General features: G+C 58.1%; 13 protein-coding genes and 1 pseudogene. 3 read left to right on the forward strand and 11 right to left on the reverse strand.

The genetic code is table 11. The annotated features are described in order from the left end of the window. Positions 1–81: 81 nt before the first annotated feature. The 9 genes from J3D54_RS26830 to J3D54_RS26870 form a co-directional block, all read right to left on the reverse strand. Positions 82–717 carry a LysE family translocator gene (locus J3D54_RS26830; protein WP_253424981.1) on the reverse strand — a complete coding sequence of 212 codons (636 nt, stop codon included), beginning with the start codon at positions 715–717 and terminating at the stop codon, positions 82–84. Then, positions 717–1,496: an SDR family oxidoreductase gene (locus tag J3D54_RS26835; RefSeq protein ID WP_253424983.1), complete on the reverse strand. Its 780-nt coding sequence runs from the start codon at positions 1,494–1,496 to the stop codon at positions 717–719. The genes J3D54_RS26830 and J3D54_RS26835 overlap by 1 nt, the downstream gene beginning before the upstream one ends. Then, positions 1,493–2,689: an acetyl-CoA carboxylase biotin carboxylase subunit family protein gene (locus J3D54_RS26840; RefSeq protein WP_253424986.1), complete on the reverse strand. Its 1,197-nt coding sequence runs from the start codon at positions 2,687–2,689 to the stop codon at positions 1,493–1,495. The genes J3D54_RS26835 and J3D54_RS26840 overlap by 4 nt, the downstream gene beginning before the upstream one ends. Then, the gene (locus J3D54_RS26845; protein ID WP_253424989.1) at positions 2,686–3,942 is read right to left on the reverse strand and encodes an ATP-grasp domain-containing protein; all 1,257 of its coding nucleotides are present in this window, start codon (positions 3,940–3,942) and stop codon (positions 2,686–2,688) included. Before J3D54_RS26845 ends, J3D54_RS26840 begins: the two co-directional genes overlap by 4 nt. 44 nt (positions 3,943–3,986) lie before the next feature. After that, complete coding sequence (locus tag J3D54_RS26850) at positions 3,987–4,943, reverse strand: TauD/TfdA family dioxygenase (RefSeq protein WP_253424992.1); 957 nt, start codon at positions 4,941–4,943, stop codon at positions 3,987–3,989. 141 nt (positions 4,944–5,084) lie between these two features. Then, positions 5,085–6,926 carry a carbamoyltransferase gene (locus tag J3D54_RS26855; RefSeq protein WP_253424995.1) on the reverse strand — a complete coding sequence of 614 codons (1,842 nt, stop codon included), beginning with the start codon at positions 6,924–6,926 and terminating at the stop codon, positions 5,085–5,087. Then, complete coding sequence (locus tag J3D54_RS26860; protein ID WP_253424997.1) at positions 6,923–8,968, reverse strand: iron-containing redox enzyme family protein; 2,046 nt, start codon at positions 8,966–8,968, stop codon at positions 6,923–6,925. Before J3D54_RS26860 ends, J3D54_RS26855 begins: the two co-directional genes overlap by 4 nt. Before the next feature lie 177 nt (positions 8,969–9,145). Further along, positions 9,146–10,195 carry a hypothetical protein gene (locus J3D54_RS26865; RefSeq protein WP_253425000.1) on the reverse strand — a complete coding sequence of 350 codons (1,050 nt, stop codon included), beginning with the start codon at positions 10,193–10,195 and terminating at the stop codon, positions 9,146–9,148. 626 nt (positions 10,196–10,821) lie between these two features. After that, complete coding sequence (locus J3D54_RS26870) at positions 10,822–11,376, reverse strand: TetR/AcrR family transcriptional regulator (protein WP_253425003.1); 555 nt, start codon at positions 11,374–11,376, stop codon at positions 10,822–10,824. Positions 11,377–11,433: 57 nt separating this feature from the next. Between J3D54_RS26870 and J3D54_RS26875 the strand changes: the two are divergent. The 3 genes and pseudogenes from J3D54_RS26875 to J3D54_RS26885 all read left to right on the forward strand — a co-directional run. Further along, a pseudogene (locus J3D54_RS26875) lies at positions 11,434–11,589 on the forward strand (thiamine biosynthesis protein ThiJ); the annotation flags it as partial. A gap of 138 nt (positions 11,590–11,727) precedes the next feature. Then, positions 11,728–12,249 carry a DUF2867 domain-containing protein gene (locus J3D54_RS26880; RefSeq protein WP_367399640.1) on the forward strand — a complete coding sequence of 174 codons (522 nt, stop codon included), beginning with the start codon at positions 11,728–11,730 and terminating at the stop codon, positions 12,247–12,249. A gap of 358 nt (positions 12,250–12,607) precedes the next feature. Continuing rightward, positions 12,608–13,435, forward strand: a complete 828-nt coding sequence (locus J3D54_RS26885; protein ID WP_253425009.1) for a hypothetical protein — start codon at positions 12,608–12,610, stop codon at positions 13,433–13,435. A gap of 184 nt (positions 13,436–13,619) precedes the next feature. On the opposite strand, the gene J3D54_RS26890 is transcribed toward J3D54_RS26885, so the two are convergent. Continuing rightward, positions 13,620–14,519 carry a DMT family transporter gene (locus tag J3D54_RS26890; protein WP_253425013.1) on the reverse strand — a complete coding sequence of 300 codons (900 nt, stop codon included), beginning with the start codon at positions 14,517–14,519 and terminating at the stop codon, positions 13,620–13,622. Between the two features lie 171 nt (positions 14,520–14,690). Next, positions 14,691–15,278, reverse strand: a complete 588-nt coding sequence (locus J3D54_RS26895) for a TetR family transcriptional regulator (RefSeq protein WP_253425016.1) — start codon at positions 15,276–15,278, stop codon at positions 14,691–14,693. Positions 15,279–15,407: the final 129 nt, after the last annotated feature.

Consider the following 15,407-nt stretch of genomic DNA (forward strand, 5'->3'; position numbering starts at 1 on the left):
GACTCAAGTACTTAAGTGAACAGCATTACGGTCATTGGCCGGACCTTGTCAATGCAGGGCTTGCGAAACACTCGTTCCTTATCAGGTGAGCGGTTTGCGCAGCAGGATATCGACCGCGAAGACGCCCAGGACAGTCCCGGACACCCAGCGTTGGGTGCGCATGGCAGAGGGTCGCTTGGCCAGGAATCCGCTGACCCGGGAGGCGGCGAGGACGATCATTCCGTTCACGGTGACGGCAATGGTGATCTGTACCAGCCCCATCTGGATGAATTGCTGGAAGGTAGACCCTGCGGAAGGGTCGATGAACTGGGGAATCAGCGCGGAATACATCAGCGCAATCTTCGGATTCAACAGGTTCGTCACCAGCCCCATGGTGAACAGCCGTCTCGGCGAGTGAGGTGGCAGCTCCCGCGCCTCGAAGGGGGAACTCCCCCTGGGCTTCAGCATGTTCCAAGCCAGATAGCCTAGATAAAATGCGCCTGCGATCCTGACGACATCGTAGGCGACTGGCACTGCCTTGAACAAAGCGGCCAGTCCCAGTCCCGCCGCCAACAGGTAGCACACGAAGCCTAGCGCCACACCCGCCAGCGAAATCATCCCGGCCAACCGCCCCTGGGAAATCGCCCGCGAGGTCAGGTAAATCATGTTGGGACCCGGCGTCAGAACCATGCCCAAGGAGATGATGGCCACACCGGCCAGGTTTTCCAGCGCCATCATTAGCGTGCTCCTTCGTTCAATGGAGATTTGTCGGCTCGCTGTTCGAGCCAGCCGAGACTGCCGCGGAACAGCGCATGCTGAGCGCGCTGTGCCACTGGCCGAACCACGATTTCGTCGACATTGACATGGGCGGGCTGATCGGCAACCCAGGCCACGACCTGGGCGACATCGTCCGCGCTCAAAGGCCGGTCGACATCCTTGTAGAGGGCGCTGACCCGTTCGGCGTCGCCACGAAAACGATTCAAGGAAAACTCTGGCGTATGCACCATGCCGGGGAGCACTTCGGTGATGCGCACCGGTACACCCTTCATCTCCAGTCGCAAGGACTGGGTCAGTGCGCGCTGAGCGCCCTTGGCCGCGCAATAACCGCCTCCCCCCTCATAACTGGCCAGCGCAGCCGTAGAGGTAATATTGATGATGGCCCCTTGGGATGCGATGAGCCGAGGCAATAGCAGTTGGGTCATCCGCAAAGTCCCCAGTACGTTGCTGTTGAACATGTTAGTCCAATCCTCAGCACTGGCCGTGTCTACCGCATCCAGGCCGATCGCACCGCCCGCACAGTTCACCAGAAGATCGCACTCGCAAATCTGTCCCAAGTCCTCCTCTCGCGCTTGTGTCACATCCAGCACAATGGCGCGTCCGCCGGTTTCGTCGGCAATCTGCTCGAGCCGATCCCCCCTGCGCGCCACAAGGAATACCCGCCAGCCACTTCTGGCCAAGGTACGAGCGCAGGCCTCGCCAATGCCACTGCTGGCACCTGTAACAACTGCTGTTTTCAAGATTGAGCGCCCCATGACTCGGATAAATGTTCGAAGATCGTTCCCACGTCTCGTACCAACGCGGGACGATCGAAGCTGCGCAGACGAAGGCGCGTGCCAGAGCCCTCATAAACACCGCTGGCGAAGCGATCCAGGTTCTGCGGCTGAGCCCAGTACAGGGTACCCAAACCATCACGCGGCGAGCTGTTGCGGCGGGCGATCACCCATGCCCCCCGCTCGCGGTGCAATGGCCTGCCCTCCTTGCTAAGGCTGCGCGCAAGGTCCCTGTAGCGGGTAGACGCCCCGGTCTGGATTTCCCAAGCGATCCCCAGCAGGTCGATATCCCTCACCTCTCGCCAGAGGAACGGGATTTCGGCGCCACCGACCCGGGCACCGATTTCCAGGAACAGCAATTGGTCATCCAGGTCGAACAGTTCGAGGTGGAAGACGATTTCTCGCTCAGGCGCGAAGACTGCCAGCAGTTGCTCGACGCGCCCCGCAATCCGCCGTTCGTCATCGCCCTCCTCGAGTTCGATGCTACCCAGCGGGCTGTCCGGACCGAAATCGGCACAGCTGTTCACATAACGCGACGCCGTGACGACCACTATCCGTTGCCCATCCCACCAGCCGTCCACGTGCAGGATGGGGGCCGCGCAGTAAGCCTGGACCATCATCGGCTCCGTGGCCTGACTAATCTGATCAAGATCCCTTGGGCCGCGAAGAAACCTTACGCCGCGACTCGCCGTGCCGTAGCGCGGCTTGAGCACCAGCGGATAGCCGTGTTCAGCGGCCAGTCGCTCCACCGCTTCGCGGGAATCTGCAGGCGAGGCAGGCAGCACGCCGATCGACGATTGCCGGCCTGCGACCTCCAGCATGGTGAGCTTGTCGCGAAACCGCTCGGTCCACGCGACAAGATCTCCCGGTACCTGCCATCGCTCACGGATAGAAGCCGCATTGAGCAGGTCGCCCTCATTGAGGGCAACCACCAGCGCTGGAACGCCATGTTGCTCGACCAGACGCTCGGCCTCAGCCATGACCGCCTCAGCATCGTCCAGTGAGACGAGCGCCGAACTTGACGCCAGGCGCTCGCTCGGCAGGGACGCGCAGGATTCGGGCGTACAGATCGCCCGAATCTGCATTCCTGCTGGCAGTTCGTATCGGTCGTATAGCGCTTGGCTGCCGACCCAACGGTGCAAGCAGAGGACATATTTCATGCCGTGGGATCCACGATGAAGTTGACCGCCGCTACCAGTTCGTCACCGATACGCACGGCATCCTCGCGCGAGGAGCCTGTTGCCAGGACGTACCCTGAAACGCAGTCGGCAACGGTGTCGAGCGGTGGAATCGTATCGCCCTCATGCTTCTGGATGACTACGGCACGCTCGGCTGCGCCCAGTTCGAACAGGAACGGCAGGAACACCCGTGGAGTCTCGCCCGACTTGGTATGGCGTACATCGACGTCAGGCTTGAGATCGAGCTCGACCTTTCTGACCTTGCCAGGCGTCGGTACGAAGAACTGGATCGCGGCACCCGCCTTCGGCTCGGGCGACACATCCGGCAGGGTGTCGATACCCAGCGGCACAGTCAGGAACATGCGGTTCAGGTCCAGGCCGAACGCACGCCGCACCAGTTCCGGGGCACCCGAGCCCGCCAGGCGAGCGTGGGATTCGAGTACACGAGGACCTTTCGGGGTAAGCACAAACTCGCTGTGGGAAGGACCTTCCTCCAGCTCTACGGCATCGAGCAGGCGGCAGGTCATTTCCTTCAGCTCGCTCAGCCATTTCCTGGCCTCGGTGCTCGGCGTGCTGACTTCCCACTCAACGTATTTGTCGTTCATGCGGTACTGGGAGTAACCAATCGGCAGGTGGCGCCCCTTGAACGAGAAGGAGTCGACGCTGACGACCGGCCCCTCCAGGTACTCCTCGATGATAATGTGCTTGACGTCGGCATCCTGAAGCGCCTGCCAGGCCTTGGAAGCAGAGGCTGCGTCATCGCAGGGATGGATATGCAGGCTGGCCACGCCTTCGGCGGGTTTGAGAACCGACTTGCCATGCTCTTTGACGAACGCGACGGCATCCTGCGCACTGGTGACATGGCGATAGGCAACCGGGCTCAGGTTGTGCTCGACCAGCAACTCGCGCATGGCCACTTTGTCCTTGAGCAGGCGCGCAGTCTTATAGGAAACCCCGGTGAGACCGAAGTGATCGACCACCTTGCCCGTTGACTCGCCCGCCACTTCGGTAGTGGTCATGATGCGGTCGAACGGACGTTCGCGGTGCAGCGGCTCGAGGACCTTGATAATGGCCTCGGCGTCGTCAATCCTGGCATGCACCACCTGTTCGCAATGGGCGAGGATTTCCTGCTCGTAGTCACCCTCTTGATGCACCAGTACGACGTCGATGCCCAGCTCCTTGGCACCGTGAATGGGCGAGGGACGGCCACCGACTACTGCGATACGCTTATTCATGCATGAACTCCATGTCTATTGTGATGGTTTTTTGAAGCAAAGGCTCAACTGCCGTATACCCTGCGCAGCCAGCGTGCCTTGCCGTTGAGCAGAGGCTGGAACGCCTTGCGGCGGTGCAGCACGCGGGCATTTTTGAAAATGAAGAAGTCACCTGGTTGCAACACCACCTCTATACCCTGGGCATCGCGCAGGCACTGGCGCAGGAGCCCAAGTGCCTTTTCGCTGTCCAGGTCGAGGGCGGCCACGATGCCATCGTCAAAGCGCAGGCGATAACCACCCTCGTCGTGCTCCAGCACCGGCAGCACCCTCGGCTGGCCATCGAAGCCCTCGTTGGAGGCAGGGGCGCCAAAGGTGTAGGCAGACTTCTGCAACTGGGCGATCGCCCAGCCGGGCAGCTTTGAAAGGACATGATCCACACAAACAATGTCGGTGGAGGCGCCTTCAAAGTTGCGCACGGCGGTAAAGGCCAAGAAGTTCGGCACGGCGGTCGCGACATTTCGGCCTTGATCGGCAAAGGGCCAGTTGGGATTGTCGGTGTGCCAGAAAAACTCCACATCCGCGCCCCAAGAGCTGGTGGTGCCCGCGGCCTCCGGAACCGGAACGACATTTCTGACCAGCTTGCCGAAGTTTTCATACTCGACTGCATGCGGCCTGACACCGAGCAGCCGCAACATGCCAAAGTGCAGCAGATCGAAGTCAAGAACACACTCGGCGTTGGGCAGGAAACCATTGCGCGGCGTCGCGACGTCCGTAGAGAGCGAAATGCCTCTGATGAGCAACGCTTTGTGCGGGCTGGCAGGAAATGCGCGAATTGCCTCGACGATGTCCTGGCCCAACACGGTACCGAGCCAGTCCCCGCCGACTGCACCCACACTGTCAGCGCAGTGCGGCGTTTCGGCCAGCCTCACGCGACAGCCCTCCAGCCCGGTGAGGTCGGGATCATTGACGACCACCACCTGTACCAACGAAGCCTCCTGAACATCCATGGCCATGACGCTCATGATTTGCGGTTCAGGTATGAGGTGGCCTTGGGGTCCGGCTGATGAGCGAACGCCTTGGTTCGTCGGATAAACATCCCCAGCGGCAGGATCAGGTAGAGCAGAACATAATCCATAGTGCACCTTCCCTAGTGTATGAAAGAGTTAATCCAGCGGTACTGTCTCGCGCCAGTCGACCGCCTCCTCGAACTGAGGCTGCTCCGATTTATCGAGGTAGAAGTCGCCGATCGCCAGCACATCCATGTTGGTACGCATAAAGCAGCGATAAGCTTCGAACGGCGTGTTCACAATGGGCTCACCGCGCACGTTGAACGAGGTGTTGACCAATACTGGACACCCTGAACGCTGATAGAAGTGTTCAAGCAGCGCCCGGAACCGCGGGTTGCGCTCCCGGTCCACGGTCTGCACCCTTGCCGAGAAGTCCACGTGGGTGATTGCCGGCAGATCGCTACGCACCAACTTGAGCAAGTCGATCCCGGTAAGCCGCGCACTCTCCTGTGGGATCGCCTTGCGAATGCCCGTTGCAATTGGCGAGACCACCAGCATGTAGGGGCTTTCCTCGACGATGTCGAAGTAGTCTGCCGCTTTTTCCTCAAGCACCACGGGAGCGAAGGGGCGGAAGGACTCGCGGAACTTGATGCGCAGGTTCATGTTTGACTGGGTGTCCGAGCGACGCGGATCACCCAGGATCGAACGGCTGCCAAGCGATCGCGGACCGAACTCCATTCGCCCCTGGAACCAGCCGATGACCCCGCCGTCCTCTATGCTGGTGCTCACCCGCTGGTCGAGCTCTTCCTGCGAAAGCCTGTGAAAAACAGCGCCGCAGGCTTCCAGTTCGTCCCTGATCTGCTCCTCGCTGTACTCCGGTCCAAGCAATGCTCCGCTCATGCCATCGCGCACGCCAGCAGGCAGCTCGCGGCTTGCTACCCTGCGATGCTTGCGGTCAGTCAGCAGCGCGGCGCCCAGCGAGCCACCCGCATCGCCAGCCGCCGGTTGCACCCACAGACGGTCGAAAATCCGCTCACGCGAGATCACGCCGTTGGCTACGCAGTTAAGGGCTACGCCCCCGGCCATGCACAGCGCGGTCTCGCCAGTGAGCTCACGGGCGGTCTTGGCCAGGCGCGAAACGACTATCTCCGTGACTTTCTGCACCGATGCTGCCAAATCGAACTCGCGATCGGTAAGGGGGGCCTCGGGCAAGCGCCGCGGACCACCGAACAGCTGCTCAAAGGCATCGCCCGTCATGACTTGGCCTTTGATGAACTCAAACTTGGTCCAGTCGAGCCTGAAGCTGCCATCGGGCTTCACATCGATCAGATGCGAGAGGATCATGTCGACGTAATGAGGCTTGCCATATGGCGCAAGTCCCATGAGTTTGTATTCGCCGGAGTCCACCTTGAAGCCACAGAAATAGGTGAAGGCCGAATAGAGCAGGCCCAGCGAATGGGGAAAGGACAACTCGGCGACCAGCTTGATACCTTCTGGCCTGCCGTGCCAGATGGTGGTCGTCGCCCATTCGCCGACACTGTCGATGCACAGGATCGCGGCGCTCTCGAAAGGACTGGGGAAGAATGCCGATGCGGCGTGGGACTCGTGGTGACCATGCACGTCGATTCGGCGACCGTCCCGGTCCCCCATCGCTCTGAGATGACGCACGACCTCACGGTCCATCCGGCGCTTGGTTGATAACCATTCGCCAAGCACCGGTGCGTAGGTGCGCGCTGCCGAAAACCCGGCCACAGCGGCCGTCGAGAGTACCCGACGGAACTTGAGTGCCGGGTCTTCGTAATAGGCAACATGGTCGACATCAGCCAGGTTTATACCTGCGTTCCTCAGGACGTACTCGATGGCCTTGCGTGGAAAACCCGGGTCATGCCGTATCCGGCTGAAACGCTCTTCCTGGGCCGCGGCAACGATCTTGCCGTCCACCACCAGAGTGGCCGCGCTGTCGTGATAAAAGGCAGAAATGCCAAGCGTAATCGTCATAGCAGCGACCTCACTTTTTCGCGAAACTTATCCAGCATTGTTTGCTCCCTGGGTGGATTGAGCGCGACGAATCCATTACGGACGCGCGCCCAGAGTTCATCACGGTCACTTCGAGAAAATGCGCAAAGGTAGGTATCCAGACTCGCGGCAGCCCATGCCGTATGCCCGGTGGAGATGTTGTCGATGGAGTTGTGCAGATCGACGAACATCGTCGGATAACCGTAGGCAACCAACGCCTTGTGGGTACGCCGATAACCGCCCCCTACTCCGGACAGCTCCATCGCCAGGTTCAGCCCGAGAATCTCCGGGCAGTAGGTTTGGGGGTATCGCCCGATAGACAACCAGAACACGGGCAGCTCGAAGTTCTCGTCGTTGAAGCAAGCGGCGTTGGCGTATCCAGGGTCAGCGGTGGCCGGCAACTCGCCATGTACGGCCTTGAGCAGATGGCGGTAGATGACCGGATGGTTCTGCGCCTCGATTCCATTGCCCAACTCATCGAAAAGCGTTTCGAACAGTCTGCTGCCGTACGCCGTGGAGGCTACCGCCGGGTGGGCGAACCCGGCCAGCCAGGCCCCGTCGATCATTGTCAGCGGCGCCAGGGACAGGATATCGGCGACCACCTCATCGCGAGACGGCAGCTCTTCGTCCTGCTCCAGTGCCTGGTTGGAGGCTTCATGCTGGCCCTGCAACCACTGCTGCAGGACACCGGGAGCCCAATGCTCCGGCAACGAGCAATGCCCCTTGGTGACGCCAAGGGCGGCCCTGGCCAGCCAGCTCTTTACGTAGTGACCGGCATAGGCTTCCTCTGACGGCGTGAGCTCCATTCGCAACAGGCGCGGGTAGGCCTGTCGCGGGCTGAATCTGGCGGCCAACGCGCCGGTTTCAGCGACCTCGCGAAAAGTCCCGGCGAGTTTGCCGTCGTCTTTCCATACCTGGAAAGCCGGGGTCTGCCTGGGCGCATCGGAGTAAGGCAAACTGGAGATCCAGCGGTGAAGAATGGCAATATCGTCGCGACTGAAGATTCGGAACATCTTGCCCCGCGGCGAAATCAGGCTGGTGAGCAGTGGACTCGATTCCGGCTTGCCCGCCCGCACGTAGGCGCTGGCGGCAAGATGGTCGAGAAACTTCAAAGAGTCGTCGACCGCGAGCAAGGGCTTCATCGGCACCTTATTCAACTGAGTCTTGTCATGGTATTGGCAAGCATCCAGCCGACGTCGGCTGATCAGGTGGCGCGCCGCCTCTCTCGGATCGAGCCAGCGCTCAAGTACATCGAGCAGCGCCTTGTTCATCTCCTCGGCCTGCCAGCGCGCCCACAGGTAGCCTTGGCGTACCCCATCGTTTCCGGCAGCGCCCATTTGCACGAGAAATTCCCGGACTGCCGTTTCGGCGAGCACGGCAAGATCATCGGTACTACCGGCGGGGTCGCAACGCAGATCGAGAAATTGGCGGGCGGACGGCTCGTTATGGGCGATGAACTCAAACGAGGGCAACAGCCCGCAATGGCGCAGGTAAAGGTTGACCCCCAAGATCTGGGCCGTCAGCGACTCCGGGAAATGCCCCAATACGACCAGGGTCGAGGCAAAGTTGAAGGCTCCATCCGAGATCCTCGGGTCGGCCACCGCTCGCAGGAGATCTTCGCCAGCATCTGCCAGCGCATGCTGACGCAGCAATTCCTGGTAGCGCTGGATACGACTGGCCCCCGGCTGACCGGCACCCACATCCACCGCATGAATACGCAGCGCTGCCATCGCATGGCGCGCTTCATTATTCCAGCTGCCGCACACCCCATGAATCAGGTGCTGACTGCCGATCAGAAAGGGAGCCGACTCCAACGCCGCCTTGGCATGCAACGCCTGGGCATCCGCTTCGCTCCCCTCGATTGTCTGTGCCAACCTTCGGAAACCGTCGCGCAACGGCCCAAGCCGCTCGCATGCAACACTCGCCAGCCCAGCCAAAGCCGCCGGGCTGGTGAAGTCGATGTCTGCCAAGTCCGTCCCATGCACCGCATCCAGGCAAGTGCGCAGGGTGACCGACGTGAACATACGCCTGGCCTCTCCCCCGGTCTCTGCCCCGAGGAAGCTGGAAAAGATTTGCCTATTAGTCTTCATCAGTGCATTGGATATATGGAGGAATTGTTTTTCTTCTTGGCTTTTTTCTTTTTCTTGAACAAAGAGCCAAGTGCCTTGCGAATTCGCTTTAACATAGAGCCTCCTAAACTTTCACTGCAGGTATCGATGAATGGCGCGTGCTACGACATCACTGCCAAGGTCGGTAAAGTGCGCGCGATCAACGTATAACCATTCATCGCCCGGACGTTCTCTAAAATCATCGATCAGACTGGCAAATCGAATACCCAAGTCATGACAACTATTGGCCAGACTATCGGCGTAATATTCCGCGACAGCGGGAGTGGATATGTCGCCATATAAATGCTGCCAAGTACCAAACCGGGAAATCCGATCAAGTTCATCGAACAGCTTCTGCTCTTCGGCACACGGCGTCCTTACCCAAGTCGCCAAGGGCTGGAGAACAAACGTAAGTTCCGCACCCAAAGAATCCGCGAGTCGTTTCCAGGTCGTCAGACAATTCATGGTGTCTTGTAGAGCGCGTACCAGAGTTTGCGAAATCGGCGGAACCTCAGTCGTTTCGGCTGGCCACTTTGGAAGTTTACCAGGCGGCAGTTCTGCACCATTTTCCTCAGCAATTTCATCAAACTTTTCGTAATAGTCACCGCAGAAGTAGAACGGTGGCAGATCACCTCGAATAAACTCAGGAAGACGCGCCATGACCAGAGTATTGAAGCCGCCCATGATCACGATACGTCGCAACGCAGGCAGTCGATGGGCATGCAGCATAAACAGCATCAATTCCTGGGTCGCGTTAAAGGTATGCCCAGCAAAATTCAGCCATGGCGTACCGCGAGAATCATGCGCGGACAGGCGGCTCGCTACCGAGGCAGCATCACTGGAGGCCCCGTAACCCAAGGCTGACGAGGCCCCGACCAGCAAATTCACTTCTGGCAGCGCGCAGGCCTCCAGGTTGCCGACACTGACCGGCCGGCCTTGCGCATCATAGGCCAGGCGAAATCCGAGCCGATCGGTATTGATCGCTTCCGAACGGTAATCGGCGGCATTGAAACCCATCACATAAGGCAGGTACTGGGAACGACTGCGACTGGCAAATTGATCGTAGGTGAGCATCTGAGGTGTCAACTTCACACGTTCCAGACTGGGATCGTCCAATGCAATGCGTTTGCGTCTTTTAAACATGGCCAAGCCACTCCTTATAGCGAGAATCAGAATTCCATTTGATCAGCCAATTTTTTGGGACGAACGGGCACCCTCGATTATTTAATATCGAAAGTGCGAACCTGCTAATAACGACCCACAGCAAGCCAGGCACCATAAGTTTGGGATATCACTAATCCAAACAGTTAGATGCATGAAGCTCGAAATTAATTAAAACCGGGTGCGAGCAAAATAATTCACAGCACAATGCGACGAGGTGGGAAATTCAGTGATGGCTTTTGCGAGGTGCAATTTGAAAGTATTGCAGACTGCAATACGGTGATGTGGATAGCTTCCATGCATTGTATCGTCCCTTTTACTTTTATTCTTTTCGGCCCATCCGAGGGGCTCATGCGATCGATTCTAGACATTGAATCCCAAATGTCAAATGAAAGTACCTGCATTTTATCCATGAAAAAAAATATTCATGAAAGGCGCGTAAATCAACAAACCCTATGTATACCCGGTCACACTCCTGACAGAAACTGACAGCGCCTCCTTTATGCTGCGTCCACCTTCTAATGGAGCCGCCCCATGAGCGCGGAACCTGCGGTGATGGTGCAGGCACGCGACCTCTATTTATTCAGTTACCCCATTTAGATCATGACTTAGGCCCGCCACGGTGGAAGAGCCCCTTCGAAAAGTGAAAAGGCTCGATGCAGAAAACTGTTGAAGCGAGCGGCATCACGCCGCAGCCCTGCCTGTTGACCACCAATCAGGCACAGATGGGCCACCTGACCAATCACTTCTGCTCCGCCTGGCACATGGACCAAGCGGCGGCACGTCCGTATCGCGAAGTCCAGTCGCCTTGTGTCGACACGCTGCTGGAACTCGCCTACCAACGGATCGTGCAGCGACCAGGCTCGGATGGAAACTTCCCGCCCAGGTTGTTTCTCAGCGGCGATACTCAAGTAGCGTGTCAAGGTTTCGCCCGCGCTACGACCCTGCGCTGCATAGGCGAGCATGCGCTCCGTGTAGTCTTCTTCCCAAGCGGCCAGCAAGGTGCGGACAAAGTCTTCGCGATTGCGGAAATGGTGATAGAACGATCCGCGGGTCACATTCAATCGGCGCGATAGACTCTCGGCCGAAACGCCAAGATGCCCAATTTGGTCGAGGGCCTCAAAACCAGCCGCGATCCAATGGTTACGAGTTAGTTTTCTCACGAGTTACTTCGCTCCATATTTAGCGCCATACAGACTGTGTAGGGTGCGCAACCGATTCTGGTGAGATGGTTGGTTGAATCCTGGTTCGGTGTCGACAAGCGCCGTGCGACGCTGCTCCCTGTTCTACCAGCTGGGCAGCAAGAGCTCTATGATGCCTTGATCGGGCTCAGTATCCGACAAGGAGAAGCTGGCGCCTCAACAACATCCATTTAATTCATGCTGCTCCACTCGGTGTATCCGGAATGGCAGCCGGGCCACTGAGGCGAGTGAATGGTTTGTTGCTGGAGTCATGAGTTTTCGGCAGCGCTGTATTCAGTGGCAAAAAGCTCAAAAAATCGGGGGTTTTCGCATATGTCGGGGAGACAATGTTTGGCTACCACATCACCTGCTCACACTCTGCGTACGCTGTCCGAACTTGATTACTATGACAGCAGGTCGGTTCCGCTCTCTGCTGAAATCACTGTTCTCGACGCTTGGAACATCATGACGGCCGAACCGGGACTGCTCATGCGGCTAGCTTTCCGAGCGAGGGATGCCATTTCCTCGTTATTCGGCGTGAAACGGATCGGCGGGTTCTCCGGCGCTAGGCGGGTGACAGTGCAAGTGGGCGAACAGCTGGATTTGTTTCTGGTGGAACATAGTGCCCCCGACATGCTGGTTCTGACCGCGCGTGATCGACACCTGGATGTCATGATTTGTCTTTCGATAACAGATCGTGTGCTCATGATCACAGCATCTGTCGTCACGCATAACGCCTTTGGGCGCATCTATATGCTGCCGGTAGGTCCAGCGCATAAGCTGATCGTCAATCGTGATCTCAGGCGACTGAAACGAAAGCTAGAAGGAATGGGATCAAATCTTACGAGCAAATAGATACGGCTGGGGGCGGACAGGTTTCTCAGAGCACGTCTCGAACAAATCTCCAGCCAGCCAAAATCAGGGTGAACAAGCGTTAGGGGTTGCACGGACGGTTTGGCGTTTTGTTTACACCTGGCAACTGGAAAGGCCAAAGGAAAACCACTACAGACATAGAATTATCGAGCTATCGTAGGGGTTGAGAAGTGCACCGAGTGTGAGGCGAACGGAGAGGTCTGGAATGGCACCGACAAGTGAGTCGGGCTGTCCCTGATCGCCAAATGAACGTCCGCGGTTAGTCGGCTAATCGACAGGGCGCCAGACTTCAATCTCAGGCACACCCTTATGATCGAACAGCAATAGCCAAGGAGGCAGTATGCTCGCTCGCTTCTCGACCGAACTCCAGACCCGAGAGGAGCTCAATGCAAAGCAGGCAGATCCCATGGACTGCGGCATCACCTCCCCGCCAAGGCATGCATTGGGCCCCAAGTTCAACATTGTCTGTCAGCAGAAACCATTCAAAGGCTGGTCAGCCAATGTGCAAATCCTGCAAAGAGCCTACGAGGGAGACAATGAAGCCTACCATCTGGCGCCGGGCCTTTATGCAACCGGCTTGATGATTTCCGGCGGCTTCACGTCGAACTACGTCGCAGCGACAGGCAACCGACAGATTTATGTGGAAATCGACGCCATGCGCGCTGTGGATGCGCGCGATGCCGAACAAGAGCACTGTCGGGATATTCTGCACGCCTACGATATTACGTTGAAAGCCATGCAAGATGCTCTGGATAGAGCAAAGGCCAGCGGCCCCTATGTCGGGGATAAACGCGACAAGGTCGTGCGAGCCACGAAGAACGCCATACTCATGGGCCTGCATCCGAAGCTTCAAGAGATCGTCCGCGCCTGTGTAATCGACAATTGGGGCGTGAAGATCCCAGAGTTCGAAGCCAAGCTCCGGCAGCTCTACCTGAACACATGCGACCTCACACAACAGCGCGACGCCAATGGCTGGCACACCCTCTCGCCGGACCTCAACAACAAGTCCGGGAGTCTCTGGTCATGGACAGAATACGCCAGCGAACAACTGATGCCTTCCAACCTGCACGCACTCATGCTGGGAGAGGTCAAGGACATCCGAAAACTTCTGCGAGGCCCGAATTTTTCAGTAAACACAACGTCCAGTCAGCAACTGATCACACTCTGAAAACCATTTGCCCCTATGAGGTTTTCCAGTGTCAGTAAGCGTCTGTTCGACAACCTTGGTTAATTGCCGAGGGCAGTCTGGTGCGGATCTTGGAGGATTGGTGCCCCGTTTGCATTCGACGTAACCCGTCATTTGCATTTGTTCTGACCACCGATTGCTAAAGCAATCAGGATCCGAAAATAGCTCACTCGGTCGACGGGACGGGCGCTTTGCTGCCCAAGCGGATCAGTTCATTGGAGAAACACAGCCCGACGATGATCAGTGCCGCCCCCGCGTACAGGCTTTCGCGCGGTACTTCATTGAGCGCCACAAACGCCAGCAGCGCGGCGAACAGCGGCTCGGTCAGCTCCAGCGCCTGCACTTGGGATGGCTTGAGATACTCGATGGCCTTGGTGGTGCAGAAGAAGCCAAGGATTGTCGGCAGCGCAGCCAGCGCCAGCAGTGCGGCGATCGCCAGCGGCGACAGCTCGCCGATCGCGAAACCATCGGCCGCAGCCGGCATCAGCAGGTACAAGCTGCCAAAGAACAGCAATTGCCGGGTGAAGTGCAGCCCCCCCGACACGCCCATCCGCTTCATGGCAACCGAAAAGGCCCCATAGCCGCAGCCGGCCATGGAGGCTAGCGCAGCACCTTGCAGGGTAAAGCCCTGCTGCAGATCGGCGCCGAAGATCACCGCGATCCCGGCGATAGCCAGTGCGGCGCCCACGGTCGCGTTCGCGGTGATGGCATCCTTGAGAACAATGCGCCCCAGAATGATCGAGGAAATTGAGGCACTGGCCATCAGCACCACCACCACACCTGCCGCAGCGTAATGTCGATAGGCGGACGTTTCGAAGTGGAACAGCACAAAGATGCCAAGGAACGCGCAGATAGCCGCCTGAGTCCATTTGGTCGTCGACGCCGGGCGCTTGAGCAAAAGCAGCAAGATCGAGAGAAGCATGCAACCCAGTACGGTCTTGATGACGGCGACACTGCTGGCGGTAAAGCCATTACTCATGAGCACTTTGCTGAGTACACCGATCGTTGCGTTCAGTGCCGCGGCGGAGAGTGCAAATATGACGCCTTTGCTGAAAGTAGATTGCATTGATGACGATCCCTGTCGCTGATTTTGTCGTTGGATAGAATGCCGCACCACATCGACGGCGCGAAGTTCGAGAATACGAAGATCCCGCCACCCCCCGCTTTCATTGCTGCATAAGCCGAGCATCAAAATCCGAAGTTCTACCGAAATCCGCGCTTTGAATGAGCCACCTCTCTACACCGCCTCCACTTCATTGACCGGCAACGAAGCAAACATTTCAGTGCGGCACACCTCAAGGATCTCATCCGCCAGTGCAGAATCATCCGGGCAGGCACGCGACAAAATAATCGCACCGACAGCACGAGACAACAGGTCGATCATTTTTTTTCTCCCCTCACCCGGAGCGGCATCCGGCCTAGTCGGATATTTGTCCCCCAGTGTTTGCAAGGTGTGCTCGATCCCTTCGGCAAACGTCGCTTTCAAATCATCCGATTGACGCGCCGCGTCGCCGCACAGCGCGGCCATGGTGCAACCGCTGCCACGTCCGTCCCGATGTTCCCTCGACACATAGACGTCGATGAAGCCCGGAATATCGAGCGATTCAGCAACTGCCAGCGATTTGGAAAGGCTGCTGGCCGAGGCTTCGGCCATCAAGTCGGCCTTCGAACCGAAATGCTTGTAGAAACCTCCGTGGGTGAAACCGGCAGCCGCCATGAGGTCCGACACACCGACGCCGTCGAAGCCGCGCTCACGGAATAGCTCAGAGGCCGTCTCAACGATGTGCTCTCGATTGGCCTGCGCCTGGGCCTTGGTCACTCTCACGTGCAATACCTCATGTCCACTGGGAAATCATGCGCCCAATGATACATAGATGTTGGTCATAATCAAAATCGTTGACAGTTTAGATTTCGATCATCATCCTAATTGCACGCACAACCGATCTCCATCAAC

Origin of the sequence: Pseudomonas sp. GGS8, assembly GCF_024168645.1 — a bacterium.
Taxonomy (GTDB): Bacteria; Pseudomonadota; Gammaproteobacteria; order Pseudomonadales; family Pseudomonadaceae; genus Aquipseudomonas.